Genomic DNA, 25860 nt, shown 5'->3' on the forward strand with positions numbered 1-25860 from the left:
CCTGTTCAGGCGTATAATCTCGCCCCATCGCGCATGGTTGCGCAGAGCGTCCGGTCAGATACTCGGCGCGCATACAGGCGGGCGCCTAGTGTCAACTCGACTTGCACTCTTCTCGGTCGCCGTGAGGGGCCGCAGCGTTACACGTGTGGGCCCCGCGTCGTCGTGACTGGATACCGCCCTCATGCTGTGACGGAGAGTTGCGGGTTGCATTTGCGAATACTTCAGACCTTCCTGGTGGCAGGTCAAAGATCGACGACGAACTCGTACGAAAGCCACCGACGTAGACCGCCATCGTGAGCGGCACTAGCGCCCGATCTCGGCAGAGAGCGTGATACAGCTCTCCGGCCTAAAGAGCGACACGTTCGCGTCTGCTGCTGCGTACTGTCCGTGTGCGATGGGGCACCGAGCACGTTGCTCGGACGATCACGGCGACGCTGCTGGCAGGCTGGACCGGCGGCGTAGTCAGCGTGGCGCGGCAACGATGGGTCGTGAGCCGGGGACCGCACAAGGGGCGCACCGCTAAGACTCACCTGCTCGGCCGACCTTCGTTCGGCCTGCGATAGGGGTGATTGCAGGCGGCGGGTCCGCTCGAGGGCGGCCGGAGCGGGTCAAGCGGCAGGACGGGTTGTGGTCTTGCTGTTGTGTTCGGCTTCTTCGAAGGTCAGTGCGCGTTCGGCTACGTCGAACAGATCCTTATACGTAATGACCTCAACTCGGGACAAGTGGGCGTTGTACGAGCGGATGGTCTGGTTGACGACGCGTTCGTCGATGGCTTCAAGGTGGTCGGGGTGTCCGATAACGACGGTGGCATGAACGCGTCGCAGGTCGTAGTTGACGCCTTGGTCGTACAGGTGCGCCGTGGTGAGCGTGGCGCCGGTCTCGTCGAGGCCCCTCAGGTAGTTCATCGCTTGGCTGGTCGCCTCGTGGACGTCATTTCCCACGATGTGGTGGTTACGCCAGGGATGCACGAGCTTTGGGATCACGGGGCCCTTCAGCTCAACGATGTGCAGTGTTCCGTCGGCGCTGAGGAGAGGGATGTCGTGCTGATCGAGAGGCACCAGATTTCGTCGAGACGCCACGCCGACGTATCTCCCACCAAACAACCAGTATGCGTCTTCGATTTTTCTTTGGAGATCAGTTTCGGTCGTCGTGGGTTGCCGCACGAGTTGCTGTAGTTCGGCTACGAGCTGACGACGGTGTGTGAGGGTAGCTTCGCGGACTGCCGAGATGCCGGCGTTCGTGGCCGCGATGGCTCTGGCGAGTTGCTCCAGGTCGCCAGTGCGTTGCAGGGCGGTTACGAGCTGGGTTGGGTCGACTTCTCCGCGCTCGAGCATCATGAGCAGAGTGGCGGTCGGCGACGCGGTGTCGACCACGCGGAATCTCCCTTTTTCGGATACTTGGGCTTCGAGGAAGGCCACGAGACGTACGATCTCGTCGTTTTCGCAGCTCCATCTGCGCTGTGGGTTACTGAAGTCGAAGCCGGGTTTGGTGGGGTGACGCGGGAAGCTTCGGAAGCAGAGCTCTCGTCGACGGACGTCCTGAGTGTCCTCGTCGCCGAAGGTGGAGAGGGTGACGGTCTTGCATACTTGCGGGCCTTGTTTCAAGACGGCTCCGGTTGCGCCGAGCTGTCCGGGTCCCTTGTTCTCCCCGGCTACCCAGATGGTGAAGTCGTCGCCGGTTGTGCTGCTTTCCATGGGCATCTCCTGTGCGAAAGGTTGCGGGCAGAAGTCGGCAACGCTGCCGCAAGCGTTTCAGGAGGAACTTGTTCGTGACCGTCACAGGTCTGCACAGTAAGTCGGAGAACGGGCGAATCGTTGCCGTCTCGTCGGGGTGAATGTCTATTCGCAGGCTCGGACCTCAGTCGCCGTTCCGTGCGGTTCGACAGCACGAACCGGGCTTCCGTGGGATCTTCAGGTGGGCGGACATGGTGAACTGGCCGCACTCGACCTGCTCGACGATCTGCCCGACAGTCACCGGCTCGCCAGCGGAGGCCAGCAAGTTCAGGATCTGTAGCCGGACCAGAGCGGCGAGCGGCCGAAACCAGTCGGCAAAGGTTTCGGCGGCCACTGAGGTCCGATATGACCCCCGCCTCCGTAGATCGTAGATCGTCGGAGGAGGGCGCGGAGACCTACCGTTCGTGCCCGCGGCGGACGGCCACTCACCCGGGCCCGGGGCATGTTGCCTTGCTAGCAAGGTTGGGCGCGAGGCGATGGGTGCGCCGAAGCCCAGCTGATGCAGTTGCAGTCTCTCCTTTAGACGGGGATCGTGCTACCGTCTCGGGACGACGTGAGATCGCGTCGCGGCTGGCTGAACACGGGCGCCGATCCGTGGAATGCAGCAAGTACCCAAGGCGGTCGCGGATCAACTTGCGACCCAGAGGTCACGCATATGCCGCGATGGGCAATCTCAAGCCGCTAGAGCTGATGGCAGGCCAGACCTGTTGGACGTTCGAGCGTGAGCTGGTCGGCGTCCGGCTCCCGTGTGAACTATCCGCGGGAGGCCGTCTCCTGCGGTATCAACACCGAAGGAGTCTCCTCTGTGACCAGCGAAAACAAGTCGCCAACTGAAGTGCGTGGCGAAGTAACAAAGATGCAGCGCCCTCTCCGACGCATCCCCTCCCTTCCGGAGGCGGACTCGATCAGGGCCCTTCGTTCGAAGGCGAAGAAGCAGCTCGGCATGAGTGACCGGGCTGCGGGAGCCATGTCAACACTGTGGGTTCACCCCGACCAGATCCTTCCGCAGCTCGACAACCTGCGACGGCTGCGGATCCCCGGTGGCGACCTCGTCTACATCGAAGGGCTCGCCTGGACGCCGCGGCTGATGTGCGACTTCTGCAACCCGCGCAATGCCGCTGACTACACCTACCCGGTCGCCGGCACCGCGGTCCTCGACGACGACGGGGTATTCACCGCAGAAACCGAGGCCAGGACTGCTGAGCTCGCTTTGTCGGTTTCCGGCCGCGACAATCTGGAGATCGCGCTTGAGCGGGCGATGGAGAAGACTCGCCTCAAGAACACCCCGTACCCGCCGATCGCAGACCAGGGCATCATGGACGCTCCCTTCGGTGTCATGGCTGTGCTCGGCTTCAGCGACGGCAGTCAGGATCTTGCCGTTCCCTATGTGCGTGAGGGCTCGAGCCGTGTCAGCTGGGCTCAGAAGGTCCTGGGGATCACCCCCGAGGACACACTTCTCCGGATGCCGTCGACCGCGAAACCGATGAGCGAGTTCATCGAGGAGATCAACACGATCGTCGGCAAGCCCGCTGACGAGATCACGGACGAGGAACGTGGCCGGGTTCGGTGCGCTACGACAAACTTCATCCTCATCGTCGGATTCGAACCTGACGAGCCAGGAACGGTAGATCTTGCAGAAGCGATCAAGGTCAAGGTTGCGCAGGAGCACCTGAACGTCAAGGTCGACTGGACCGAGGACGCACAGAACTCCGTCCTCGCCGACGACTGCCTCGCTGCAGTGCACCGAGGCGGCCTTATGCAGAGCGAGACCGAGTACCGATGGCTGTCTGGGGGCCTTCCCCACGATTACGCGGTAGATGCCGGCGCGGCCGAGCACCGCGATGATCGCTTCACCCGGCTGATGTGGCTCTTCACCACGGAAGACTCCATGGTTCACCAGGTGATCCGGCAGCCGATCGCCTTCGTCCTCCGAAAAGAGAGACACGGCCGGGTCCAAGTCCGCCGGACCACCAAGATGCCCTTCGCCATCGAGCTCGCTGCCCGGGAATTCCGGGGCTCGCAGCGATATCCGGATGCTGCTATCGAACGCATCACCAAGGTCATGACCAATGGCGGGCCGCTCGCGATGAAGACGTCCTGGCGCCCGACTTCCCGAAGCCTCACAGCTCTCACAAAGGCAGCCCTTGCCGACGCAGAAACTGGAAACCTCGGTCCGGCGTCGATCGAGCTGGCCATGCGGGCGCTCTACTACGTCGCAGTGCACGACGTTCTCAGGGTTCCGCGAAACGATCTTGGCGCGAACTCTGACCGTCGGAAGATCGCTGAGATCCTCGAGTCGATGGCTCTAACCGCCCGTGGCGTCCGGCAGCTCGCCGACATCATCAAGGATGGGCGCCGCGGCGCCCATCCGGTCGTCCGGGACGAGGAACACGGTCAGCCAGTACTCAGTGGAGACGGCAAGACCGCGGTGACACTGTCGAACACGATGCTCCGGTACACCTTGTTCCCGAAGGACGGCCGCAAAGACGACCAAGACGGCGCGGACCCCTACATGGAGGCTCAGAAGTCGATCGGCAAGGCCCTCAAATCGCTTGAGGATGGTATCTCCGACCTCGAAGGAGTCACGGACGAGGACGGCGCCAGCGTGGTCGAGCAGCAAGGGGTTCACCGCACCACCGCGAAGACCTGGCGAAAGATCCTCAGCGAAGCACAGGAGAAGATCCAGGAGTGGTACGAGGCTGGCGTCGAATACAGCGCCACCGCAAATGAACCGCCTCAACCTCTCCTCGAAGAACTGGAAAACGAAGAAGAGACGAACGACGAGTAGTTCCACGGTCACCTGGCGGCGGGAGCTTCTACCCGCCAGGTGACCCAACTAACTTCATCACGACGCGCAAGCGCGTCGGGGCATCCAACTAATCCGGGCCGGACCTGGAAACGTTGATGTTGAGCCCGCCACGAAACCGCAGCGACATGGTTTCCGAGGCCCAGTTTGTCCCGAATGGCTCATGCGTGCCGCCCGGCCAACCGCAGGCCAGACCTGCCAGCGGCCTCGCGGGGCACCGGGTACCCCGGTTCCCGCACGGCAAGAAGCGCTGACTCCTTGCCCTTACAGGAACCACGAAGGGATACCTCCATGCACCTCACCTCACTCCAGCGTGTCAACCCCCGACCACCGCAACGCATCGGACGTCCTGTGCGTCGAGACGGGGGCCACTCATGAAACTCTCGACGCAGCGCGAGATCACCGAACTTATCGGTCTCCAATCTGGTGGCAGCCACGTTGCCATCGGAGGCCAGATCCATAACCTCAACGACCTGCGCGGAGGAGTCGGTCTCATCGTCGCCGAGAACGCCGGCGGCCGAGTCCTCTATGTCGGATCTGTCTACCGCCCCCGACAGCGCGACGGTCTGCGAGCCCGGCTTCGAGAACTCCTCCGCACGCCGGCACGTGACGACCGCTGGGACACCATCACTGTGTTCCCCCTGACAGACCAAACACCCGAACAGGATGTTCGCCAGCTCAAAGGAACCCTTTCGATCTGGCTCGTTCCTGTCGAGAGCCAATCGTGGCCTTGCGTTCGCCGCGGTTAACGGAGCTGGCTCCCCGCGGTCAGCTTGCCGACGACTCCTAGGAAGAGCTCCGGCAAGCTGACCGCGTCTAGGGAAGCGCCAGCTGCTGCAAGGCTGCGGTTCTAACGCCCACCTGAAACAGCTGTCGGTACAGTGCTTTGCCGTGTTCAGGTCCGTTGACTGCCCGCCCGAAGGAAGCCTTCGACCTCGCCGATGGAAGCTTCGGTCGGGAAGTGGAACTTCCCGTACTCCTGTGCGCTCTCCATGGTCAGCTCAACGAAGTCAAACAGGTTTCCGGGGAAGAGTTCCTCGACGGCCTTCTTACGGCCCTTCTGAAACTTTTCGGCATGCTGCTGGTCTTCGACCTTGTACTTCGGGTTGATCACGAAGACGCTCAGGATGCTCTGGCCGATCCAGGCGTCGGCCCGGAAGTTCGCATCGGCGAGCGGGTGCACGCGGACGTCGAGTCCTCGTTCACGGAGCGCCACGGCGGTGTACATCTCCCGCATGAACCCGTAGTAGGCGAGTCCGACCCGCCAGTCGAGCGATCCCTTCGCGAGGGCATTTGCCTTGTGCTCGAGCCCCTTCCACGTTGGGTGCTCCGCCCTTAGACGCTTAAGTTCCAGCTCGTAGATCCTCTTTTGGCGCTCCAGCCGCTCGGAGCCGAACATCTTCAGGCCGACGTCCGTCTCGTAAGCGAACTTGTCGAATTCGCTCCAGAGGGGCGGTCGGCCGAGATCTTCCATCAGCAGGTGAAAAAGATGCACGAACGCGAAGTCCGGCTCCCAGTTACTTGCTAGGTCAATGTGTGCAATGTCTTTCTTTTTGATACCTTCGAGAGGGTGTGCGTGGTTCTCCTTAACCCACTCGAACGTATCAAGAGTGCAATTGTATATTTCCTTGGTGACGTGGTCGCGCATCGTCGATACAACTCCATGCGCGATACGCTTTGGGTTGTTTTCCCAGCTGAGGTACACGCCCTTTGCCTGGGGGGTGACCAGGAAAGTGTCACGTACTTCGTCTGCGGTGGTCTCCATCTCTACTGTCCCCTCGCCGTGTGAACCCGGTTCCGGCAACCTAGCGCCAGGGGCCGAGAAAATCTCGGCGATTGCTAGAAGGCGGCGATGCGAATCCAGCTGTCGTGGCGCGTTGCGACGGCGCTAGCAGGGTGACACTTTCCGCTGTTCAACCAGGTCACGCAGTTCGGGTGGGGTAAGCCACTGCCGGCCACGATGGATCATGCGATGGCAGTTGGCGCAGAGCACAGCGAGATCCTGCAGGCGCGTGGTCGTGGCCCCCGTGACGTGCAGCGGGACCACGTGGTGAACCTCCGCGTACCTGGCGCCCCGGTCACCATAGGTGCGCTCGAAGTCGAACCCACAGACTTCACACTCCAAACTGCCCCTCGCGGCAAGAACGGTTTCGAGCTTCTTCGCGCGCAGGCGAGGGTTCCGCTCCCGCCGCAGGTGAAGCAGGAGCAGGGCGCGCCCCTCGCTGATCGCTTCTTCTTCGTCAAGGTCCGCAGCGAGGGGCAATTCGGACAACGTGCCGGTCGTGATGCCGCCCCGGATCGCCTCGGCCTGGGCATGCATCTCGGCGGGGTGATCCAGGAACGCCTGCAGGATCTCCCGGTCGAGCTTGCCGCCACGGGTCGGCTTACCGGTGTACGCCGGGTGCTGGGTGGCGATGTCCGAAGTCTTGCGCTGCACACTGTTGGGATTGCGAAAGGTCGGCCCTCGCGACTCCAGCGGATGTAGTGGCAGTGACTGCAGAAGTCGCGATAGCTCCACGGCACGTGGGTCATGCGAGCGCACCAGCCGCCAGTCATTCCGGGCGACAACGTCACAAGCCAAGACCAGCTCAGCCTCAAGCCAGACTGGACTGCGCTGCGGCCGGACCTCGAACCCGCGGTCCTGCAGCAGCTTCACGACAGTTTCGAGTCCACCAGAAAATTCGGAGGCAGGAAGGGCATTTCTGCCTGGCAGGTAGCCATGGGCAACGCCGGCAATCGCCTTCGAGTCGTACTCCCTACCCTCGTGTACCAGCAGGTAGGTACGCGCCTGGCCGAAGCCATACCGGTCGAGGAATCCTTCGCGCCCGAGATCGTCGTGCTCCCTGATGGCTGCGAGAAGGGCATCCTGAGTAATGTCGCTAAGGCTCACGGCACACACGTTAACTTGCACCACCGACAGCTTCGAGCCGGCTAAGAAGGGGTAGTGACGACGCCCCCGGTACCCGAACCCGGCCAGCTCTGCCAGCCCGATCCGCGGAAGGCGGGTCCTCAGCCAGCGCACCCCATCATCGCTCCAGAAGACGACGCTGACCTTCAGGCTGTGCATGTGTGGCTGAAGATGCGACCGATCACTGACCTGCTGCGATCCGCAGTCGACGACGCCATCCGATATGTACTCGATGGCGCGCGCACCTGGCGCTTTGACCTCACTAGCCCTGAGGTCGACTCCGACGAACGTTCATCCGTGGGCACCAAGCTTCAGTACCACGTGATTCAGTACCTTGAGCTGCGGAAGGAGCCACCCCTCGATACAACGATTCTGGACATCCCTGTCGAGATCAAGGGCACGGTCAGGAACACCTGGATGATCCCGCGCGAAGGCCAGTGCGAGATCACCCTCATGATCCAGATCGACGCCAAGCAGCACCGCTTCCAGGCCCTGCTAATGCGCACCCATCGAGCGTGGCTCACCGGGAAGAAGGGCAACCGCGACCTTAAACGTTCGCCGCGGGCCGATGCTGTCCGCGACTACGCGCTTGAGGTCGTGCCGTGGACTCCACTGCCGCCTGAGCCACTGCGCCTGCTGAGCACGGAACAGCTTCGGGTGGTGTTTGGCCCCGATGGCATGCGCAAGCGGATGATCGCGCTGTTCGGGTACTTGCCAGAGCAGGTGATCCCGCGGACCACTATTACGACGGTGGGCGCCGGCCTCGGAGATCCTTTGAAAAGAGCACGTGAAAGCAAACCTGCCGTACTCGCAGCGCATGGCCTCGTTGTCCTGGTAGGAACCTGGAAGGCGGATCTTCAAGCAGCTGCAAGGCTTGGCTACGATCTCAGCAACGAAGCTTGGGTCGCCGTGCCGCAACACAAGTTTGCTACCTAGTACCTCATCTCTCCGGGCATTTCCTTGTCGAAGCCGAGGCTGGATCGTCATCGCCGTTCGAGGTTGGCCAGGCGGTCGGTGAGCCACTTCCGAGTCTGCTGACGAGTGAAGGACTTGTCGGCGATGCGTTCTACCAGCCCAGCGTAGAACGAGACGTCACGGTCGTTTTCCAGGAAGAGGCTTGTCGTGAGCTGCTGGAGGTGGAGCACCGGACGATGTTGATCATGTTCGTAGATCGTGAACCTCGTGCAGATGTCCATGACGATAGCGGAGTCGGTGGGAACAAGGTGAATGCGAAAGTTCGGCAGCGACGACACGAGCAGAAGATGGAGCACTTGCTCGTGTGCAAGTGAGAGGTCCTGGCCGGGCAGGTCAAGCGTGTTCTGGTGCACGTAGAAGGTGAAGGGTCCCGGCATTTTTAGGGAGGCGGGCTGGTTAGCAAGTCGAGCGCGGACTGTCGTATCGAGGGCGGTTCCGCCCTCGTGCCCGACCCTGGCGAGCGCTTCGCGTATGTAGGGCTCGATCTGGAGTTTCCGTGGGATGTCGACAGGGTCGTATGTCGTGATGGACTGGCTGCCGGTGTCGAGCACGTTGATAAGTGGGACCTCGTCGGGGAAGCCGGCGGGGTGGCTTCTGACCTGGTAGCCGTCGTCGGGGCGACGGTCGAGGGCTACCAGGTCGTCGAGTTCCTGTGGGGTGGCTTTCGCTCGGGCGAGGTAGATGGCGATGTCGCCGGCTTGGTAGTTGCGGAGGCCGCTTTCCAAGCGCGAGATGGTGGAGGCGGGCCAGCCGAGCATGCGGCTCATGTCGGTTGCGAGGTAGCCGGCGCGCGTGCGGATTCGCCGTAGCTCGGCGCCGAGCTCCCTCTGCTTTGCGGTCGACAGCTGCGGTGTCTTCTTCGCTTTCACCGGTTCCTGCTCAAGGTCGTTTCGGGAGACGGGGTCGTCCCGCGAGGGCATGAGGCCGTCACAGGCGCTGTGACGGCACGAGATAGCGGCCTACCTGCAGAAACAGCGTGTGTGACAGCTGTGTCAGCTTGCTCCGCGCCCGTCACGTCGGCCGTGAATCGGCTCTGGGAAGGGCAGTTTCGAGAGGTAACGGTCAACCGTCACGTCGGCGAAGGAGGACCGCCGTGTCGTGCGGTGACGAGTTGCGCGGCTGTGCTGGCGACGGCTTGGAGGGCAGTTACGTGTGCGGTCAGTCGGTCGAGTCCGAGCGGGGTAAGGCGCAACTTGGTGCGGCGACCTGCGACCCGGACGGACACGTAGCCAGCCGCGGCGAGGCGCTCGACGTGGAGAGCGACAACGGTCGGCTTGACACGCAGAGCGTTCGCCAGAACCGCGTCTTCGTACCAGTGCAGGTCAGCGAGAAGACACATCACGAACAGCCGGACCGGCAAGAGGAGAAGCGGATCGAGGTCGAGGTGAGAGGACGGAACCGCAGGGCGTGCCGGCTGCATTACCACTCGCCGTCCGCCGGTGCGGCAGAGTCAGGGTGGCAGACGCGGAGCGCTGGGGTCGATCCGGCTGGGCTTCTCAGCAGGTCAAATCTGCCAGGGGCCGAGGGGTCGCCGCCGCGCCTGGCTGCGCTCTGCGCTGCGACACCACCGCGAGGGAGCTGGCGCGCGGAATATCGGGGCTCAATCGCAGGGTCGGAGGATGGCGCGATGATCAGCTGGCTCGTAGTTAGGGGGTCTGCTGCACGTCGTGAATGGTGGGCGCGGTGTCGTCCCGCGTCCACCGACGTAATGGTCCGGCCGTCCCGCTCGGGGGTAGCACACGCGCGTTGACGTGGGCGCGACTGCGGGACGGCCGGAGTCTGAGGGTGGCCGAGGAGACGGCACCAGCGGTGAGCCTTCCGGTGTCGTCCGGGCTCAGCCGTGGGGTTGGCGGGGTGGTCGAGGATCCGGAGCGCCACGACGCACGCGACGCATGGAGGTCCAGGCGGTGCGAGGCACGAGCCGATGAGGACGACATGACCGCAGACCGCCAGGTAACAGCCCTCTTGGAGTTCAAGCCCCTGGGCGAACGCTTCATCGGTGACGGCGTGATCGAGGCTGTCGCCTGTGCAGCGGTACCAGCGAACGTAAAGGCGGGGACGCCGTGACCTGCTTGTTCCGCTCATCTCGCCGCTCCTGAGTCCGTCCGTTGTGTTGAAATCATCAAAGTTGGATCAACGGAGAGAGACCAGGGCGGAAGTGTCGGAGTTTAGTGACAGGTCGGTGGCATACTTCGTCATCACCTGCACATATGGTTGGTATGCTGAGTTGCAAGTCAAGCAGCGCGAGGTGAACGATGGTCGGCGTCCGACGACGCGATGGGCTGGTTTCAGCTCGTAAGGCTGTGGGGCTGAGCCAGGAGAAGCTCGCCGAGATCATGGACGTCGATCGCCGGACAGTCATCCGCTGGGAGGCGGGTGACTTCGCGCCACTGCCGTTTCAGCGGCCGAAGCTGGCGAGAGTGCTGAGACGTTCCCAGGACGAGTTGCGCGTGCTGATCGAGGGCTCACCGGCGGCTGATCTGCCGCACGAGCTTGAGCCTGCGTTCAGCTGGCTGGATCGTCGCGTGGGTTGGAGCCCTGGCACTACGCGCGAACGGGTAGGGGCACGTGTATCGCCAGATCGGCAACCTGGACCGCGGATCGATCGAAGCTGTGCTGCCGACGCGTTGGCGAGCTATTACGGCGAGCTGCCTGCCGACTACGCGCTCTACCAAGCGCGTTACGGAGGGAAAGGCGTCCGGACCAGCATTCTGAGTCGGTCAGAGTGGCTGGACCTGAGCTGCCAGCTGACGCCGGAGAACGACCAGCTGCTTCTGGGGCCTGGCCTTGAGAGCCACTCTTGCGGCATCAACGAGAAAGCGGCCGTTGGGAGGCTCGCGGAAGCGGCTGAAGGCGGCGTTCGGGTGGCTGACGTGCCGATCTACCGTCTGGCGGAGTTCGATATGGGCGGTGGCGCCCTATCGGGCAGTTTGGACGTCGTGCCTTTCGTCGAGTACGCCTTGACCTTGGATCTGCTTGAGCGCGAGTTGTCCGAGATGCTGGTGGTAAACAGAGACTTGCGGCCTGGTCACGCACCCTTGCGAGACAAGTACTTGCCGGACGTCGCGACGGTGCTCGACCTGTCAGGCCGGCTGTGTGCGGGCGGTGTGCTTGCCCTGACCGCGATCGCTCGGCCCGCGGATCCGTATCGCGGTGGTCGCGACTACCTGCTGCTCATTCAGGAGCGGTCCAGGAACGTGCTGAACGCGGCCGGTAGCTTGGCCGTGATCCCAAAGGCGTTCCATCGGCCATCGACCGATCAACGCGCGGATGCTCGGATCGGAGCGACCCTGCGGCGTGCACTGGAGAACGAGCTGTTCGGACGGGTCGACGTCGACAATACCGCGGGCAGCCAGAGAGCAGCCGATCCGATGCATCCGCGCAGGTTGTCCGCGCCGATGAGGTGGCTGACCGAGCAGCCGGGGCGGCTACGGATGGAGTGCACCGGGTTCGGTCTCAACCTCGTCAGCGGGAACTACGAGTTCGCCAGCTTGGTCGTCATCGACGACGAAGAGTTCTGGTCTCGCTTCGGCGGCGAGGTCGAGGCAAATTGGGAGTCGGCTGAGTTGCGCTCGTATTCGACGCTCGACGGCGATTTGATCGGCAGACTGATTGCCGATGAATCGTGGAGCAATGAAGGTTTGTTCTCGCTGCTCCAGGGGTTGCGCCGGCTCGCTGAAATTGGTGGCGATCGGCTGACAGTTCCAAGCGTTGAACTATGTCGCTGAAGGCCAGCGCACAGTCATGACAACCGAGTCCGCGATTGCTTCCCATGAATGGTCGACTCCTGGCCCCCACATGACGTAGTCACCTTGCCGAGTCATGGTCTTGCCGCCGCCGGTGACGTCCACGCGGAACTCGCCGGAGATGAGCAGCACGAGCGTGGTCCGCTGGTCGTCGGACGTCCACTCTGGGCGCTTGTCGCCTGCAGGATGGTTGGCCCACTTGACTTCTACGTCTTTCGACGAACGTACGCCCTGGGACGGGTCGATGAAGTGCCCGACCAACCAGCCGCGGGTGTCAGCTGCGTCTTCGTTGGCGTTTCCGGCGGTCCAGCCGTCGCTCACTTGCTGAGCTCCCATTCGATCGGCGGCAACTTCACGCGTTCTCCTCCGATTTCCGCCAGGCGCCTTAGACCTTGCATCATCGCGAAGAGTCCCTCATTGCTCCACGCTACATCACTCAGTAGCTCGGTGACGAGATCTGTATCGGTCGTTGAATACTGACGAAGTGTCGCTGATTCCCAGTTCGCTTCGACCATGCCGCCGTAGCGTTGCCAGAACTCCTCGTCATCGATGACGATCAGACTGGCGAATTCGTAGTTTCCGCTGACCAGGTTCAGGCCGAAACCTGTCGACTCCATCCGCAGCCGCTCTGGTTGCCCGGTCAGCCAGCGCATCGGTTCGGAGTGGCGTGCCGGGTGCATGGGATCCGCTGTCAGCATCTCGCCGAGCGTGTTGTCGATGTCCGGGCGTCCGAACAGCTCCTCTTCCAGCTCTCGCCGGAGCGTGGCGCCCACCTGAGCGTCCCGGCGGACGTCGGTCAGTGGCTGGTGGAAGCCCTTCGGGATCACTGCGAGCCGTCGCGCGGCGTTCAGAACATGGCCTGAACGTTCCTGGACGAGCAGCAGGTAATCGGCATCGCCCCGGTAGGGGTCGGCCGGGCGGGCGATGGCGGTGAGCGCGAGTACGCCTCCCGCGCAGAGCCGGTTGGCGACGTCGAGCACTGATCGAAGGTCAGGTAGGTGTCGGTCGCGAAGTGGCATGGACGGTGAGTCTGCCGCGATGGCATCCATGAGTTCGCCTTCGAGCAGGTCCATTGTCAGCGCGTAGTGCGCGAAGTGAGTGACGCCGAACGAACCGCCGAGCTGGTGTTTGCGGATGTCCGCGCCGAGCAGGCGGTAGATCGGACTGTTCACGAGACGGGTGTTCATGGCCAGCGTCTCCGCCAGGCGCTGAACGGCGAGACCCGCCGCGCGTTCATCGAGTTCGAGGCTCGCATCCGGCCGGGCGTTCGTCGCCGTGAACCGCTCTTGCTCTGGTCGTAGCTCGCAGGCCACATCCAGCCAATCGGCGCAGGTCAGGACGCTGGTGTTCACGGTGGCAGCGCCGATTCGCCCGCCGTACAGACCGTGATTCTCGATTTGATGCCCGTAGTACTGGCGGAGAGCGTCGACGACCTCCCGCTGGCTCACCCAACTCCGTCGGGTTCCGCGGTTGTGGAGGTCTTGGACGGACACGTCGGCGACGCGCGCAGCGACCGCGCGGCGAGCCGTGCCGGGAGTCCAGCGGGCTGAGCGGTCGAGCCATTCGAGAGCTGCCCCGATGTGCGGATCTGTTGTGAGTCGCTCGTCCTCGCCGGCGCCCGATGCTGCCTGAGCGGCCGGCGCTTCGCTGACCAGCTCGGCGAAGCGTGCACGCTCCGCCGCCGACGCTTGTTCGAATGCGGTGTCGAGCACTTGTTGCATCTCGGACTGCTGGACCAAGTCCGGTTTCTTGCGCCATGACGCCACGGTGCGCGCGGCAACACCTAGCTTTTCGGCAAACCGTTCATTGCTCAGCCTCAGTGCGGCTTGAAGTGCCGACGCTGATCGGCCGGTCCATTCGCTGGCCCGGCTCATCGGCGCGCTGAAAAGTCGATGTGCAGCGGATATGCAGTGGTTGTGCAGTGCCCCCGCACTGGTTGTGCATGGGATCGTGCGCTGATTCGGCCTTGAATTCTAGGTATGGAAATCACCTGGATCACCAGCCCGAATCGCCCGCCTTCAACGCTTCGAACGGACATGCTCGACCACGATCGCGAGGTTCGACTGAATGTCTTCGAGACGCTCAGTGAGCTCAGCCATCCGCTGCTCGAGAGCGTCCAGTCGGGGCCAGAGATCATGCCCGTCGTCGGCCGGCTCGTCTGGGTGCGGTGGAGTGCGGTTTTGCAGCACTGCCAACAGATGCTGCGGGTGCCAGCCCAACGTCGTCGACAGGGCTTCGAGCGTGCGGGCGCTCCGGCGGCGCTCCACGGTGTGGTGCTGCAACTCGCGCACTATCGCCTGCGACACGTGCGACCGCTCAGCAAGCTCGCGCTGCCGCCAGCCGAGTTCGCTGACGCGCATGTTGATCGCCTTCGCGACTGCCGCCCAGTCTTCCGACACGTATCCCTCCGCGCTCCGCCTCAGCGCTGAGATTAGCGGCTCATCGAGCTTTCATCGCGTCGCCTAGCGCATTCGCGGCGGCGCGTCGGACGAACGCGCGTTTCAAAGCGCTGAAATCAACAACATAGTCTTGAAATCATCAGATTGGTCTTTCTTATGAACTCGCAAATGACTTTCCACACCATTCAGCAGGCCGCCTGGATTCTGGGTGTTTCGCGCTCTGCTGCGAGTCGGGCGATCCGTACCGGGCAGCTGAGGACGATTCGCTCGCGGTCTGGTCTGCGGGTGTCGTCGACCGAACTCGCTCGGTTGCTTGGCACCACGAAGCAGGACGGAGGTGCGGCATGCACGCCGATGACCTCCGGCTGATCGGGATCACGTGGCGGCTGGACCGCCTGCGGTGGATTCCCTCGGACGTCCTGACCGCCATCGTCACCAGCGAAGGGGTCTGCATGTGGCCTTCGGCGGAGGACGAACCGCCACCGGCGCAGGCCGATCAGCAGCTCGCCGACCGACTGTGCGGAGGATGCCCGGTCCGGGACGAGTGTCTGGAATTGGAGCTGCGTACTGCCGGGGCGGACACAGCCGGGGTCTGGGGCGGGATGACCGACGACGATCGCCGGGAGCTTCATCCGCACTGGCTTCGACGCGGTGAACGGGTCGAGCGAGGTGCGCGATGAACGGCCTCACCTTGACGCCAACGCAGATACTCGCCGGAGTCGGCGTGCTGGTCGTGCTGTTCTGGGGTTGGCGGGCCGGCGCTCGCCGGGCGAAAGCCGCGGCAGAGAAGACGCGCAGCGGTGCACGCCTGGTCTCCTTGGCTGGCCGCGTTCTTTTCAACGCTGGGTTGATCGTGGCTGTTCAGTGGGTCGTCATCTCGCATCCGAGCAGCACGTGGCTGCGGCTCGCGGTACTCGGACTACCCGCGCTGTTCGCGTCTCATGCGCTGACTCGCGCTATGACCGTGACGACCGTCGACACCTCGAAGCGGGGTGGTCGCCGATGACACGAGCGCAACAGCTGGCCCAGGACGCGGCCGAGGCCGCAGAGGTACGGGCGTACGAGACCGATCCGGACGTCGTGGCGCTCCGGATAGAACGGGTACGTCGGCAGGTCGATTGGATGTGCTGGACGGGGATTGTGCTCGGGCTGGCCTTCACGATGACGAACGTTCAGACCTTCGCCTCGGCTGGGACCAGGCCGTGGTCACTGCCGTGGCTGGCTGCGTGGGTCCTGGACCCGACGGTGTCTCTCGTACTGCTAGCGATCCTTCGCGCGGAGCAGGTGACTGCCCGGTACCAGGTTCGCACCGGTGGATGGGTTCGGCGGGCGAAGTGGTTCACGCTCGCCGCTACCTACGTCATGAACACGTGGACGTCTTATGCGAATGGAGATCCAGCGGCGATCGTCCTGCACTCGGTGCCTCCGCTGGTCGTCTTCGCCGCGGTCGAGGCGATCACTGATCTGCGCGACAAGCTGACCGATGCTGCCATCGTGGCTGCCGGTGAACGGCGAGGTGTTCAGGGCGAGTCCATGAACTCCGGGCGCCGGAAGCTGTTCGCCGACTACCTGGCCGACGCTCGGCGACGCTGGACACCCGATGTCGACGTCACGCCGGCGTGGATTCGGCAGGCGACCGGATGTTCGCGCGGGTTGTCGCCGCGGTTGGCGCGTGCGTTGCGCGCGGAGGTGGCCGATGACTGAGTCGGGCGCACTACCAGTGAAGGCAGATCCAGTGCTGGATGGCGAGCTGGTCGATGACACGTTGCCGCAACCGCGTCGGCGCGCACGTCGCAACCGGCTGGCGATGTGGTGGCTGCATTCGCGGCGCGTGCCGTTGTGGCTCAAGAACAAGCCGCAAGCGGTTCAGGCCGCGAAGGACGCGGTTGCCTGTCTGGTCATGTCGCCCGTGCGCTTCCTCGGGGCGGTTGTCCGAGGGGGAGTGGCTGGCGCGCGTTGGTGGCGTGGCTGGGTGACGGTGCGGGACTATCGGGCTGCGGCAGAGGAGTCCGAGAAGCTGGCCGACAAGTTCACAGAGATCCGCGGGCTCACGCTGTTCCGCTGGAAAGTCACGGGCTTGGTGCTCGCCGGCGTTGCTCTGGCGGTCGCGATGGTGGATCTCCTGTACGGAGCCGATCCACTGTGGATCGCGGGAGCTGGTGGCTCGATCGCCTTGGCGATTCTCGGTCGACGTAAGGACGGGAGTCCAGGACGGAAACCTGCGCTCGCAGGTCCGCGCACGCTGACCTGGACGATGGACCCGCAGGTGCTGGTGGACGCGTTTCGGGATGCGAAGCTCATCGGCAAGGACGAGTCGCTGAGGCTTGTCGAGCGGGCAACGCGGGTTGGCGATGGCTGGGCCGTCACAGTCGACCTTCCCGCCACCCGCAAGGCCGCGGATGTCGTGAAGAACCGGGACGCGCTCGCGTCCGCCTTGGCGGTCGATGAGGTGCAGCTCATCGTGGAACGCGTCCGAGGCAACGGCGGTCACGCTGGTCGGGTCTCGATGTGGGTTGCCGACGAAGACCCATACGCGTCGCCTCCGCTACGGACGCCACTACTCGGGGCGGCCCAGTGGGATGCGTGGCGTCCGGTTCCCTTCGGGCGAGACGCGCGGGATCGACGGATCGATCTCCCTCTGGTGTGGACGTCGTTGCTTGTGGGCGCGATTCCGCGACAGGGCAAGACATTCGCTGCGAGGCTCGCCGCTTCTGGACTCATCTTGGACGCGTGGGTGCGGCTGTACGTCGCGGACTTCAAGGCGGGCAAGGACTGGGACTCGGCAGGCAAGGTCGCGCATCGGTTTATGGCGGGCGACGAATCCGAGCATGTCCTGGCCCTCATCGGCTGGCTCGCCGAGCTGGTCGCAGAGGTTCAGTCGAGGTTTCGGCGGATGCGGGATCTCGATGACCTGACGTGCCCGGAGTCGAAGGTTACGCCGGAGATGTCTCGCGATAAGGCGCTGGACATGCCGATTACGGCGATCTTCATCGATGAGGTCCAAGTTCCGCTTGAGGACCGCACATCTATCGAGGTGCAGGGGAAGAGACTGACAGCGGGCGAGTACGTCGGAGAGTTGCTGACGTGGTTGGCGAAGAAGGGGCCAGCTGCCGGAGTTGTGCTCGTACTGGCGACACAGCGGCCGGACTCGAAGACGATTCCGTCCGGCCTACGTGCGGTGCTCGGCTCGCGGTTCGCGCTCCGGGTGATGGACTGGCGTGACTCGAACATCGTGCTCGGCGAGCAGATGAACACGCGCGGGTTCGATTCGTCTCGTCTGCTGCCGTCGCACAAAGGCGTAGGGATCCTGCGCCCGGACGGCGACACTGCGGCCGGAGCCGATGTGCTCGCGATGACCGTCCGGACCTACTACATGCCGAACGAAGACTGGCGAACGATCTGCGAGCAGGGGCGGGCGCTGCGGGAAGCAGCGGGAACGTTGACCGGGCACGCGGCAGGCCAGGACCTGACGCCAGTGCTCGACCACGCTTTGGTGGTCAAGGAAATCGGTACAGGTGGCGGCAGTGACGCGGTTGGCGAGCTGCCTGAACCGTTCGCATCGATTGTCGACTACCTCGGCGACGACCTTGGTCCGGAGGGGCGCGAGTTCGTGCCGACTGCGGAGCTCTTGGATGCGTTGAAGATCGATCGGATGACGCTCGCGCAGCAGATGAGTGAGGTGGGATGCCGGCCGACGCGGGATCGGATCACGACCGAAAGCGGCGAGACACGGCAGGTTCGCGGATACCGGACAGCTGAAATCAAGAGTGCAGTAGACGAGCTGACCAGGCAATACGGTAACGGCGGCGGGGGTGGCCGGGTATGAGTGCAAGCCCTTCAAGTGCGGAGCCAGTTAAGGTTACTCTGCCAGGTGAAATGTTCGAAGTGACGCCAGCCGCTGCCCGTGCACTCCTGGCGATCTTGATCGAGCTGAGCGAGGTTCAATTGCTGGACCGGACAGAGGGGGCCGAGCATGAAGGCTGATTTCATCAATGATCCGTGGGCGGCGCTGGACGAGATCTTGGGCGTCCAGGCTGTTGAGCCGGTCGACGACGGGATCGGCGCTGTCGCGTTCTACGGTCGATGTTCGACCGAGGACAACCAAGACCCGGAGACGTCTCTTGGCTGGCAGCTCGGTAACGCTCAAAAGTTCGTCGAGCCGATGGGCGGTCACATCGCGGCTGAGTTCTTCGACATCGGGCAGTCGCGTTCGGTGCCGTGGGAACGACGACGGGAGGCTTCGCGGTTACTTGCCGAGCTGAAGGAGCCGCGGCGCAGTTGGAACGCGGTTGTGGTCGGTGAGGGAACACGGTGCTGGTTCGGTAACCAGTTCTCTCTGATCGCGCCTCGATTCGCTGCCTACGGGGTCGAACTGTGGGTTCCTGAACTGGGTGGGAGGTTCGACCCGCGGAACCCTTCACACAAGATGCTCATGAGCGTGCTCGGAGGGATGAGCGAGTCGGAACGGCAGCACGTTCAAGCTCGTGTGCGAGCGGCGATGGACGCTCAGGTGCTCAACGAAGGGCGACATCAGGGAGGGCGAGCGCCGTACGGGTATGTCGTCACCGATGCCGGTCCGCACCCGAACCCAAGGAAGGCGGCCGAAGGCTTTCGACTGCGAGTGCTGGTGCCGGACGAGTCGGCTGACGTCGTCCGGCGAATCTTCGAGGAGTACTTGAACGGCAAGGGGGATCGGGCGATCGCAAACGGGCTCAATCGTGACGGCGTGCCGTGTCCCTCCGCGCGGCGGCCGGATCAGAACCGCCATCGACTCGCGGACGGCTGGCAAGGAAGCACGATCCGGTCGATTCTGGAGAACCCTCGGTACACGGGTTATGCGTTCTTCGGGCGATGGTCCCGGCAAGAGATGCTGCTGAACCCGGATGATGTCGCAGCGGGCAACGTGACCAGGTTCCGGAGGGCGGCACCGGATCGTGTCGTGCGTTCGCGTAAGCCTGCGCATCCCAAGATCGTGTCGGTCGAGGATTTCACTGAAGTCCAGTTGCTCAGGCGGTCACGGGCGGCGGGCGGCCTGGCTGCTCGCCGGAAGCTGGAGCGCGGACCTCGGGCCACGAAGTGGGTGTACGCGTTCCGCGGCCGGGTTCGGTGCGGGCACTGCCTACGCAAGATGGAAGGGACGCCCCGCGAGAGCCGGATCTACTACCGGTGCGCGGCGCGGACACTCGTACCCGGCTCGCCGGCTCTCGCGGATCACCCGAAGAACGTGTACCTGCCCGAGGCTGCCGTTATCGAGCCGGTCAACGGGTACATCAGTCAGGTCTTCTCTCCAGAGCAACGCGAGAAGACAGTGCTTGCGATGCTCGGAGTGGCGGGCGAGGTCGCTGTGAATCCGGAGCGATCAGAGGAAGCGCGGCGGCGGCTCTCGCAGGCCAAGACTCGACTCACAAGACTTCAGGAGGCGATCGAAGCGGGTGCGGATCCTGGAGCTCTGATCGAACCGTTGAACCGGGCGAAGGAGGAGAGCGACGCCGCCGAGGAGGATCTGGCGCGTGCTCCGGCTGAGGAGTCGATCGGCAGAGCCGAACTCGAAGCGATGGTCGACGCGTTCGGTGAGCTGGGGCGTCAGGTCGGGAACGCGAGTCCGAGGAAACTTCAGGAGCTCTACGGCGAGATCGGCCTGGAGATGGTCTATAACGCAAAAGAGCGGACGGTCGATGTGACCATCCGCCCACCCCGTAGGGTTAATGCGTGTGTCCGAGGGGGGACTTGAACCCCCACGTCCGTTAAGGACACTAGCACCTCAAGCTAGCGCGTCTGCCATTCCGCCACTCGGACTTGCTGATGTGAGAAGAGTATACGTCGCCTGGAGGCCCTTAATCAGGGGGGTACTTATGGTCACGCAGCCACACATTGAGATGATGATCGGTTACCCTGTGGCACCGTTCGGGGCTCCGAGGGTGTGAGCAGTGAGGGCAAGTCTGCAGGTCGGAGACGTAAAAAGCGTAAAGTGACGAGCGGTGACGAACAGTGATAGACGGCGAGGGTGTGCGACGCGGGTAGGGGGCGATCGGCGGGGAATCAAAACCGGTCATCGGGCGCTTACACGGGCGTGAAGAAGATTGGCTTCCTCTCGTTCGGCCACTGGTCGGCGAGTGCGCACTCCGAGACCCGGTCCGCCGCCGACTTCCTGCTTCAGTCGATCGACCTGGCCGTAGCGGCCGAGGAGCTCGGCGTGGACGGCGCGTATTTCCGTGTCCATCACTTCGCGCGGCAGGCGGGGAGTCCGTTCCCGTTGCTGGCGGCGATCGGGGCCCGGACCTCGAAGATCGAGATCGGGACCGGCGTGATCGACATGCGCTACGAGAACCCGATGTACATGGCCGAGGACGCCGGCGCGGCCGACCTCATCTCCGGCGGCAGGCTCCAGCTCGGTGTCAGCCGGGGATCCCCGGAGCAGGTGATCGACGGCTGGCGCTACTTCGGCTACGGGCCCGCGGAGGGGCAGACGGCGGCGGACATGGCCCGGCAGCGCACGGAGGTGTTCCTCAAGCTGCTCGACGGGGAGGGCTTCGCACAGCCGAACCCGCGGCCGATGTTCGCCAATCCGCCGGGGCTGCTCCGGCTCGAGCCGTATTCCGAGGGGCTGCGTGACCGGATCTGGTGGGGGTCCAGTTCGAACGCGACTGCGGTCTGGGCGGCGAAGCAGGGCATGAATCTGCAGAGTTCCACGCTCAAGGACGACGAGACGGGGGAGCCGCTGCACGTCCAGCAGCGCAAGCAGATCGAGGCCTACCGCGAAGCCTGGAAGGAAGCCGGTCACGAGCGGGAGCCGCGGGTGTCGGTCAGCCGCAGCATCTTCGCGTTGACCAGCGACCTCGATCGCGCCTACTTCGGCCGCGACCGTGACTCGCGTGACCAGGTCGGCATGATCGACGAGACGACCAGGGCGATCTTCGGTCGCTCCTACGCCGCCGAGCCGGACGAGCTGATCCGGGAGCTCAAGGCGGACGAGGCGATCCAGGCCGCGGACACCTTGCTGCTGACCATTCCGAACCAGCTCGGCGTCGAGTACAACGCGCACGTCCTGGAGAGCATCCTCACGCATGTGGCGCCGGAGCTCGGCTGGCGCTGAACGGGCTAGAATCGAGGCAATCCCCGGCCATCGGAGGGTCCCATGAGGCTGCCCCGATTCCGCTCCTTGCCCTGCCTGGTCCTGGCTCTCTGCCTGGCCTTGCCACCCATCGCGCAAGCGCACGCTCCCGCCCCGCTCGGCGGCGGGAGCGTGCTGCAGCCCCGGTGTACGGCCGGATTCGCCGCCGTCTCGGGCGCTACCGGCTACCTGATCGCGAGTTCCGCCTGCGGCAGGCCCGGCGACACCGTCCGCAGCGCGGGTCGCGTCGTCGGAGTGGTCGTGGCGGACCAGGTTCCACCGACCGGCGCGATCGTCATCCGGGTGACCAACACGGCCGACTGGCGGCTCGTCGGATCCATACCTCCCACGGACAGCCGGGTGACGATCGCCGGTTCGGCGGAGGCCCCGGTCGGCGCCTCGGTGTGCCGGTACGGCCCGACCACCGGCTGGCATTGCGGCGTCATCCAGGCGAAGAACCAGACGGTCACCTTCCCCGGCGGAACGCTGACCGGGTTGACCCGGACGTCCGTTTGCGCCGAGCCCGGTGACAGCGGCGGGCCGTTCGTCAGCGGAACACAGGCGCAGGGGGTGCTGGTCGGCGGCAGGGGGAATTGTTCCAGCGGCGGCACCACGTACTTCGCCCCGGTCAACCGGGTCCTGTCGGCCTACGGGCTGACCATCCTCGCCGGGGCTAGCTGAAGATCACCGAGCGCAGCACAAGTCTGTCCGACCCGCGGCCACCGTGGGGGCGGAGTGAAAAGAAGGCGTCGCTCGAGCAGTCGTCGTCCATGAACACCACCGCCGTCGAGTCGGTGAAGTTGCGCGGATGGAACGCGTCGACGTCCCAGTCGGCGATCTCGGGGATTTCGATGCACACACCACTGGGCGGGTCGATCAGATAGCCGACCTGGATCTCTTCGTGTTCGTCGTAGTAGCGGTAACTGAATTCGCCTTCGGCCGCGGAGGCGGTCGTCGGAATCGTGAGGAGCAGGGCGAGAACCCCTGTGACAGCGAGGAAAACGCTACGTGCGCGCATGCGGATGCGTCCTTTCGGAAGTCGGGATCCTTCGACGTTAAGACGAAGATCGACATCTCCGATAGGTCTCGCGGTCACGTCCACTCGCCGGTGCCGTCGGCGGACCTGATCGTGGGTCGGCCGACCTCGATCGGTGACCGATGCTCGAGGAACTCCAGGTTTACGATCAAGATCATGCGATTCGCCATCAAGACTTCGCCCCAGGACACCGTTTGGTCCGACATGCTCGCCGTCTGGCAGGCCGCCGACGAGATCGAACTCTTCGAATCCGGCTGGACCTTCGACCATTTCTATCCCATTTTCTCCGATTCGACCGGTCCGTGCCTGGAAGGGTGGGTGACCCTCACCGCGCTCGCCCAGGCCACGAAACGGCTCCGGCTGGGCACGCTGGTCAGCGGGATCCACTACCGTCACCCGGCGCTGCTCGCGAACATGGCCGCGACGCTCGACATCGTTTCCGGTGGACGGCTGGAGATCGGGATCGGCGCCGGCTGGAACGAGGAGGAATCCGGCGCGTACGGCATGGAACTCGGCACCGTCAAAGAACGCAGCGACAGGTTCGAGGAGGGCTGCGAGGTCCTCGTCGGGCTGCTGACCCAGGAGACCACTACGTTCCAGGGGCAGCACTACCAGCTGACCGACGCCCGTTGCGAACCGAAGGGCGTGCAGAAGCCGCACCCGCCGATCTGCATCGGCGGCAGCGGCGAGAAGCGGACCCTGCGCACGACCGCGAAGTACGCCCAGCACTGGAATTTCGTCGGCGGCCCACCGGAAGAGTTCGCGCACAAGCGTGAAGTCCTGCACCGTCACTGCGCGGACATCGGCCGGGACCCGAGCGAGATCACGTTGTCCTCGCACGTCCGCCTCGGCGCGGACGGCGACTACGCCAAGGTCGCCGCGGACGCCGCCGCCCTCGGCGAGGTGGGTCTCGACCTGGCGATCATCTACTTGCCGCCGCCCCACACTCCCGCCGTTCTGGAGCCGCTGGCGAAGGCTCTCGAACCGCTGCGCTGAGCGGACGAACCCGGCCCGCGCGTGGACGTTGCGTCCGCGTGCGGGCCGTTCGCGCGTCCAGGGTCATTTCTTCAGCGCGAGGCCCGTCAGGACCCCGGTGGCGCAGGCGCCGAAGCCGATGAGCAAGACCCAGAATTCCAGCGTCAACACGACATAGGCCACGGCGGTGCCCGCCAAGGCCACTAGTACGACCCCTCGCATCCGTCGACCCTCCCCGTCGAAGCGTTTGCGATTAATCACTTTACGGAGGCGTGGTCACTCTGGCAACAGGCGAGACTACCGAAAGTATCCAGCTCGTCGGAAATGCCTGTTCGCGGCGATCGTCGCTACGGATTTCGCAGCCATGATCGACCGGTGATGTGGCTGGAATAATCGGATTAGGTCCAGTTTTCAACTATGCGACTAAGTGGTCCGCGTGTACAGCGAGAAGCGCCATTGCGTAACCGGCCGGTCTCGCTATACGGTGGCCGAACTAGAACAGGTTATAGTTCTGGACGGTGGGCGGACCGAGGAGCGGACATGGCGAACAGGGCTGCGCGCGGCGACGAGGCCGACTACGTGGTCGTCGGATCGGGCAGCTCGGGTGCGGCGATCGCGGGCAGGCTGGCGGAGTCCGGTGCCAGCGTGATCGTGCTCGAGGCGGGGAAGACCGACGAGCGGATGCTCGTCAAGAAGCCGGGGCTGGTCGGGCCGATGCACGCGGTGCCCCAGCTCAAGAAGCCCTTCGACTGGGGCTACTACTCGGTGCCACAGAAACATGTTCTCGATCGCCGGATGCCGGTGCCGCGCGGCAAGGTGGTCGGCGGCTCCAGCTCCATCAACGGCATGGTCTACGTGCGCGGCAACCGCGCCAACTTCGACTCCTGGGCCGCCGAGGGCAACGAGGGCTGGGACGCCGACAGCGTCAACGCCGCGTACAAGCGGATGGAGGACTTCGAGGACGGCGAGAGCGAGTTCCGCGGCGCGGGCGGGCCGATCCGGGTCACCCGCAACAAGATCCCGCAGGAAGGCACCCTGCAGTTCGTCCAGGCGACCGCCGACGCGATCGGCTGCGAGATCCTCGACGACTACAACGCCGAGTCGCAAGAGGGCGTCAGCCGGATGCAGCAGAACGCCGCCGACGGCCTGCGCTACAGCGCCTCGCGCGGTTACATCCACGGTCTCGCGCCGGTGACGCTGCAGGTCCAGTCCGGGGTGCTGGCGAAGAAGGTCCTCATCGAGAACGGCCGCGCGGTCGGCGTCGAGGTCGTCGACGCCGACGGAAGCTGGCGCACCCTGCGCGCGGGCAAGGAGGTCATCCTCTCGGCGGGCTTCGTCGGCTCCGCGCAACTGCTGATGCTGTCCGGGGTCGGCCACGCCGAGAACCTGAAGGAACACGGCATCGACGTCGTCGCGGACCTGCCGGTCGGCGACAACCTGCACGACCACATGTTCCACGCGCTGACCTTCCGCGCGTCGTCGAGCAAGAACAAGGGCACGCCGCCGTACTTCGCGACCGGCATGGTCAAAGAGCTGATGAAGCCGGGCACGACCTTCCTGGCGAACTCCGTCTTCGAGGCGGTCGCGTTCCTCAAGACCTCCCAGGCGGCCTCGGTGCCCGACCTCCAGCTGCACCTCCTGCCGTGGGCGTACGTGACGCCCAACCAGGACGCGCCGATCCGGCACGACGTCGACAAGCGGCCCGCGCTCACCGTGCTGACCACGCTGATCTACCCGAGGAGCCGCGGCACACTGCGGCTCGCCTCGGCCGATCCCACGGCGGCGCCGCTCATCGACTTCCAGTACCTGTCCGACCCGGCCGACCTCGAAGTGCTCGGCGAGGGTTCGGAGATGGTACGCGAGATCTTCGCTTCGAAGGCGTTCAACGGCTCGATCAAGGAAGAGCTCCACCCGGGCAAGGCACTCCGGGGCCAGGAGCTGCGCGACGCGATCCTCAACCGCGCGACCTCGGTCTACCACGGCGTCGGCACCTGCCGGATGGGCGTCGACGAACTCGCCGTCGTCGGTCCCGACCTCAAGGTCCGCGGCGTCGAAGGACTGCGGGTCTGCGACGCCTCGATCATGCCGTCGATCACCGGCGGCAACACCAACGCGCCCGCCATCATGATCGGCGAGATGGGCGCGCAGCTCGTGCTCTCGGACAACTGACC

Annotated in this window: 25 protein-coding genes and 1 tRNA gene; 14 read left to right on the forward strand and 12 right to left on the reverse strand. The window is 64.4% G+C overall.

All coding sequences use genetic code 11. From position 1 onward, the window contains the following. Nucleotides 1-608: 608 nt before the first annotated feature. Together AB0N89_RS02510 and AB0N89_RS02515 are read right to left on the reverse strand one after the other, a co-directional pair. On the reverse strand, nucleotides 609-1694 hold the full coding sequence (locus tag AB0N89_RS02510; protein WP_364199384.1) for a Shedu anti-phage system protein SduA domain-containing protein: 1086 nt from the start codon (nucleotides 1692-1694) through the stop codon (nucleotides 609-611). 163 nt (nucleotides 1695-1857) lie between these two features. Further along, nucleotides 1858-2067 (reverse strand): ArsR family transcriptional regulator, encoded by a 210-nt coding sequence (locus AB0N89_RS02515; RefSeq protein WP_364199385.1) that lies wholly within the window; start codon nucleotides 2065-2067, stop codon nucleotides 1858-1860. A 471-nt stretch (nucleotides 2068-2538) separates the two neighbouring features. Between AB0N89_RS02515 and AB0N89_RS02520 the strand changes: the two genes are divergently transcribed. Both AB0N89_RS02520 and AB0N89_RS02525 read left to right on the forward strand, forming a co-directional pair. Next, entirely contained in the window at nucleotides 2539-4521 is a 1983-nt protein-coding gene (locus tag AB0N89_RS02520; protein WP_364199387.1) for a hypothetical protein, read from the forward strand. 392 nt (nucleotides 4522-4913) lie between these two features. Beyond that, nucleotides 4914-5288 (forward strand): hypothetical protein, encoded by a 375-nt coding sequence (locus AB0N89_RS02525; protein ID WP_364199389.1) that lies wholly within the window; start codon nucleotides 4914-4916, stop codon nucleotides 5286-5288. Nucleotides 5289-5434: 146 nt separating this feature from the next. Here AB0N89_RS02525 and AB0N89_RS02530 read toward each other — a convergent pair whose 3' ends face one another. Further along, nucleotides 5435-6304, reverse strand: coding sequence for a hypothetical protein (locus AB0N89_RS02530; protein WP_364199391.1), 870 nt, complete (start codon nucleotides 6302-6304; stop codon nucleotides 5435-5437). 123 nt (nucleotides 6305-6427) lie between these two features. Next, the gene (locus tag AB0N89_RS02535; protein ID WP_364199393.1) at nucleotides 6428-7606 is read right to left on the reverse strand and encodes an HNH endonuclease; all 1179 of its coding nucleotides are present in this window, start codon (nucleotides 7604-7606) and stop codon (nucleotides 6428-6430) included. Between AB0N89_RS02535 and AB0N89_RS02540 the strand changes: the two genes are divergently transcribed. Beyond that, nucleotides 7601-8383, forward strand: a complete 783-nt coding sequence (locus tag AB0N89_RS02540; protein ID WP_364199395.1) for a NaeI family type II restriction endonuclease — start codon at nucleotides 7601-7603, stop codon at nucleotides 8381-8383. The two genes, AB0N89_RS02535 and AB0N89_RS02540, sit on opposite strands and share 6 nt — an antisense overlap. Nucleotides 8384-8430: 47 nt before the next feature. On the opposite strand, the gene AB0N89_RS02545 is transcribed toward AB0N89_RS02540, so the two are convergent. Further along, the gene (locus AB0N89_RS02545; protein WP_364199397.1) at nucleotides 8431-9291 is read right to left on the reverse strand and encodes a helix-turn-helix transcriptional regulator; all 861 of its coding nucleotides are present in this window, start codon (nucleotides 9289-9291) and stop codon (nucleotides 8431-8433) included. 200 nt (nucleotides 9292-9491) lie between these two features. After that, the gene (locus AB0N89_RS02550; protein ID WP_364199399.1) at nucleotides 9492-9842 is read right to left on the reverse strand and encodes a helix-turn-helix transcriptional regulator; all 351 of its coding nucleotides are present in this window, start codon (nucleotides 9840-9842) and stop codon (nucleotides 9492-9494) included. 365 nt (nucleotides 9843-10207) lie between these two features. Between AB0N89_RS02550 and AB0N89_RS02555 the strand changes: the two genes are divergently transcribed. Further along, entirely contained in the window at nucleotides 10208-10489 is a 282-nt protein-coding gene (locus tag AB0N89_RS02555; RefSeq protein WP_364199401.1) for a hypothetical protein, read from the forward strand. A gap of 188 nt (nucleotides 10490-10677) precedes the next feature. Then, nucleotides 10678-12150 carry a helix-turn-helix transcriptional regulator gene (locus AB0N89_RS02560; RefSeq protein ID WP_364199403.1) on the forward strand — a complete coding sequence of 491 codons (1473 nt, stop codon included), beginning with the start codon at nucleotides 10678-10680 and terminating at the stop codon, nucleotides 12148-12150. On the opposite strand, the gene AB0N89_RS02565 is transcribed toward AB0N89_RS02560, so the two are convergent. The 3 genes from AB0N89_RS02565 to AB0N89_RS02575 all read right to left on the reverse strand — a co-directional run bounded on the left by AB0N89_RS02565 (nucleotide 12139) and on the right by AB0N89_RS02575 (nucleotide 14567). Beyond that, complete coding sequence (locus AB0N89_RS02565) at nucleotides 12139-12489, reverse strand: signal peptidase I (RefSeq protein ID WP_257487374.1); 351 nt, start codon at nucleotides 12487-12489, stop codon at nucleotides 12139-12141. The two genes, AB0N89_RS02560 and AB0N89_RS02565, sit on opposite strands and share 12 nt — an antisense overlap. Continuing rightward, nucleotides 12486-14042, reverse strand: coding sequence for a transcriptional regulator (locus AB0N89_RS02570; protein ID WP_364199405.1), 1557 nt, complete (start codon nucleotides 14040-14042; stop codon nucleotides 12486-12488). Before AB0N89_RS02570 ends, AB0N89_RS02565 begins: the two co-directional genes overlap by 4 nt. A gap of 144 nt (nucleotides 14043-14186) precedes the next feature. Then, nucleotides 14187-14567, reverse strand: coding sequence for an XRE family transcriptional regulator (locus tag AB0N89_RS02575; RefSeq protein ID WP_364199407.1), 381 nt, complete (start codon nucleotides 14565-14567; stop codon nucleotides 14187-14189). A 344-nt stretch (nucleotides 14568-14911) separates the two neighbouring features. Here AB0N89_RS02575 and AB0N89_RS02580 point away from each other — a divergent pair, with 344 nt between their 5' ends. From AB0N89_RS02580 to AB0N89_RS02600, 5 genes are all read left to right on the forward strand, one after another. Further along, the gene (locus AB0N89_RS02580) at nucleotides 14912-15247 is read left to right on the forward strand and encodes a WhiB family transcriptional regulator (protein ID WP_364199409.1); all 336 of its coding nucleotides are present in this window, start codon (nucleotides 14912-14914) and stop codon (nucleotides 15245-15247) included. Then, on the forward strand, nucleotides 15244-15573 hold the full coding sequence (locus tag AB0N89_RS02585) for a hypothetical protein (RefSeq protein ID WP_364199410.1): 330 nt from the start codon (nucleotides 15244-15246) through the stop codon (nucleotides 15571-15573). Before AB0N89_RS02580 ends, AB0N89_RS02585 begins: the two co-directional genes overlap by 4 nt. Continuing rightward, complete coding sequence (locus AB0N89_RS02590; RefSeq protein ID WP_364199412.1) at nucleotides 15570-16271, forward strand: hypothetical protein; 702 nt, start codon at nucleotides 15570-15572, stop codon at nucleotides 16269-16271. Before AB0N89_RS02585 ends, AB0N89_RS02590 begins: the two co-directional genes overlap by 4 nt. Further along, entirely contained in the window at nucleotides 16264-18393 is a 2130-nt protein-coding gene (locus tag AB0N89_RS02595) for a cell division protein FtsK (protein ID WP_364199413.1), read from the forward strand. The genes AB0N89_RS02590 and AB0N89_RS02595 overlap by 8 nt, the downstream gene beginning before the upstream one ends. A gap of 147 nt (nucleotides 18394-18540) precedes the next feature. Next, complete coding sequence (locus AB0N89_RS02600) at nucleotides 18541-20298, forward strand: recombinase family protein (RefSeq protein WP_364199415.1); 1758 nt, start codon at nucleotides 18541-18543, stop codon at nucleotides 20296-20298. Here the strand turns inward: AB0N89_RS02600 and AB0N89_RS02605 are convergent. After that, nucleotides 20280-20363: transfer RNA gene (locus AB0N89_RS02605), tRNA-Leu, on the reverse strand. The genes AB0N89_RS02600 and AB0N89_RS02605 overlap by 19 nt on opposite strands. A gap of 274 nt (nucleotides 20364-20637) precedes the next feature. Here AB0N89_RS02605 and AB0N89_RS02610 point away from each other — a divergent pair. Together AB0N89_RS02610 and AB0N89_RS02615 are read left to right on the forward strand one after the other, a co-directional pair. Then, a complete protein-coding gene (locus AB0N89_RS02610) occupies nucleotides 20638-21660 on the forward strand; it encodes an LLM class flavin-dependent oxidoreductase (protein ID WP_364199416.1) in 1023 nt (340 codons plus the stop codon). 42 nt (nucleotides 21661-21702) lie between these two features. After that, nucleotides 21703-22359 carry a S1 family peptidase gene (locus tag AB0N89_RS02615; protein ID WP_364199418.1) on the forward strand — a complete coding sequence of 219 codons (657 nt, stop codon included), beginning with the start codon at nucleotides 21703-21705 and terminating at the stop codon, nucleotides 22357-22359. Here AB0N89_RS02615 and AB0N89_RS02620 read toward each other — a convergent pair. Beyond that, nucleotides 22352-22696 carry a hypothetical protein gene (locus AB0N89_RS02620; RefSeq protein WP_364199420.1) on the reverse strand — a complete coding sequence of 115 codons (345 nt, stop codon included), beginning with the start codon at nucleotides 22694-22696 and terminating at the stop codon, nucleotides 22352-22354. The two genes, AB0N89_RS02615 and AB0N89_RS02620, sit on opposite strands and share 8 nt — an antisense overlap. A gap of 174 nt (nucleotides 22697-22870) precedes the next feature. Here AB0N89_RS02620 and AB0N89_RS02625 point away from each other — a divergent pair, with 174 nt between their 5' ends. Next, complete coding sequence (locus AB0N89_RS02625; RefSeq protein ID WP_364199422.1) at nucleotides 22871-23710, forward strand: LLM class F420-dependent oxidoreductase; 840 nt, start codon at nucleotides 22871-22873, stop codon at nucleotides 23708-23710. A 63-nt stretch (nucleotides 23711-23773) separates the two neighbouring features. Here the strand turns inward: AB0N89_RS02625 and AB0N89_RS02630 are convergent, their stop codons facing one another. Next, nucleotides 23774-23911, reverse strand: coding sequence for a hypothetical protein (locus AB0N89_RS02630; RefSeq protein ID WP_364199424.1), 138 nt, complete (start codon nucleotides 23909-23911; stop codon nucleotides 23774-23776). A 318-nt stretch (nucleotides 23912-24229) separates the two neighbouring features. Between AB0N89_RS02630 and AB0N89_RS02635 the strand changes: the two genes are divergently transcribed. Further along, nucleotides 24230-25858, forward strand: coding sequence for a GMC family oxidoreductase N-terminal domain-containing protein (locus tag AB0N89_RS02635; RefSeq protein ID WP_364199425.1), 1629 nt, complete (start codon nucleotides 24230-24232; stop codon nucleotides 25856-25858). The last annotated feature ends 2 nt before the right edge of the window (nucleotides 25859-25860 follow it).

The sequence above is a fragment of the Amycolatopsis sp. NPDC089917 genome (assembly GCF_040684635.1).
Lineage (GTDB): Bacteria > Actinomycetota > Actinomycetes > Mycobacteriales > Pseudonocardiaceae > Amycolatopsis.

What these genes read in the sequence shown, in the direction of transcription:
- AB0N89_RS02510 (WP_364199384.1), bottom strand. Translation starts at nt 1,694, where the DNA reads ATGGAAAGCAGCACAACCGGCGACGACTTCACCATCTGGGTAGCCGGG.
- AB0N89_RS02525 (WP_364199389.1), top strand. Translation starts at nt 4,914, where the DNA reads ATGAAACTCTCGACGCAGCGCGAGATCACCGAACTTATCGGTCTCCAA.
- AB0N89_RS02530 (WP_364199391.1), bottom strand. Translation starts at nt 6,304, where the DNA reads ATGGAGACCACCGCAGACGAAGTACGTGACACTTTCCTGGTCACCCCC.
- AB0N89_RS02535 (WP_364199393.1), bottom strand. Translation starts at nt 7,606, where the DNA reads ATGCACAGCCTGAAGGTCAGCGTCGTCTTCTGGAGCGATGATGGGGTG.
- AB0N89_RS02550 (WP_364199399.1), bottom strand. Translation starts at nt 9,842, where the DNA reads ATGCAGCCGGCACGCCCTGCGGTTCCGTCCTCTCACCTCGACCTCGAT.
- AB0N89_RS02560 (WP_364199403.1), top strand. Translation starts at nt 10,678, where the DNA reads ATGGTCGGCGTCCGACGACGCGATGGGCTGGTTTCAGCTCGTAAGGCT.
- AB0N89_RS02570 (WP_364199405.1), bottom strand. Translation starts at nt 14,042, where the DNA reads ATGAGCCGGGCCAGCGAATGGACCGGCCGATCAGCGTCGGCACTTCAA.
- AB0N89_RS02580 (WP_364199409.1), top strand. Translation starts at nt 14,912, where the DNA reads ATGCACGCCGATGACCTCCGGCTGATCGGGATCACGTGGCGGCTGGAC.
- AB0N89_RS02585 (WP_364199410.1), top strand. Translation starts at nt 15,244, where the DNA reads ATGAACGGCCTCACCTTGACGCCAACGCAGATACTCGCCGGAGTCGGC.
- AB0N89_RS02590 (WP_364199412.1), top strand. Translation starts at nt 15,570, where the DNA reads ATGACACGAGCGCAACAGCTGGCCCAGGACGCGGCCGAGGCCGCAGAG.
- AB0N89_RS02595 (WP_364199413.1), top strand. Translation starts at nt 16,264, where the DNA reads ATGACTGAGTCGGGCGCACTACCAGTGAAGGCAGATCCAGTGCTGGAT.
- AB0N89_RS02600 (WP_364199415.1), top strand. Translation starts at nt 18,541, where the DNA reads ATGAAGGCTGATTTCATCAATGATCCGTGGGCGGCGCTGGACGAGATC.
- AB0N89_RS02615 (WP_364199418.1), top strand. Translation starts at nt 21,703, where the DNA reads ATGAGGCTGCCCCGATTCCGCTCCTTGCCCTGCCTGGTCCTGGCTCTC.
- AB0N89_RS02620 (WP_364199420.1), bottom strand. Translation starts at nt 22,696, where the DNA reads ATGCGCGCACGTAGCGTTTTCCTCGCTGTCACAGGGGTTCTCGCCCTG.
- AB0N89_RS02625 (WP_364199422.1), top strand. Translation starts at nt 22,871, where the DNA reads ATGCGATTCGCCATCAAGACTTCGCCCCAGGACACCGTTTGGTCCGAC.
- AB0N89_RS02630 (WP_364199424.1), bottom strand. Translation starts at nt 23,911, where the DNA reads ATGCGAGGGGTCGTACTAGTGGCCTTGGCGGGCACCGCCGTGGCCTAT.
- AB0N89_RS02635 (WP_364199425.1), top strand. Translation starts at nt 24,230, where the DNA reads ATGGCGAACAGGGCTGCGCGCGGCGACGAGGCCGACTACGTGGTCGTC.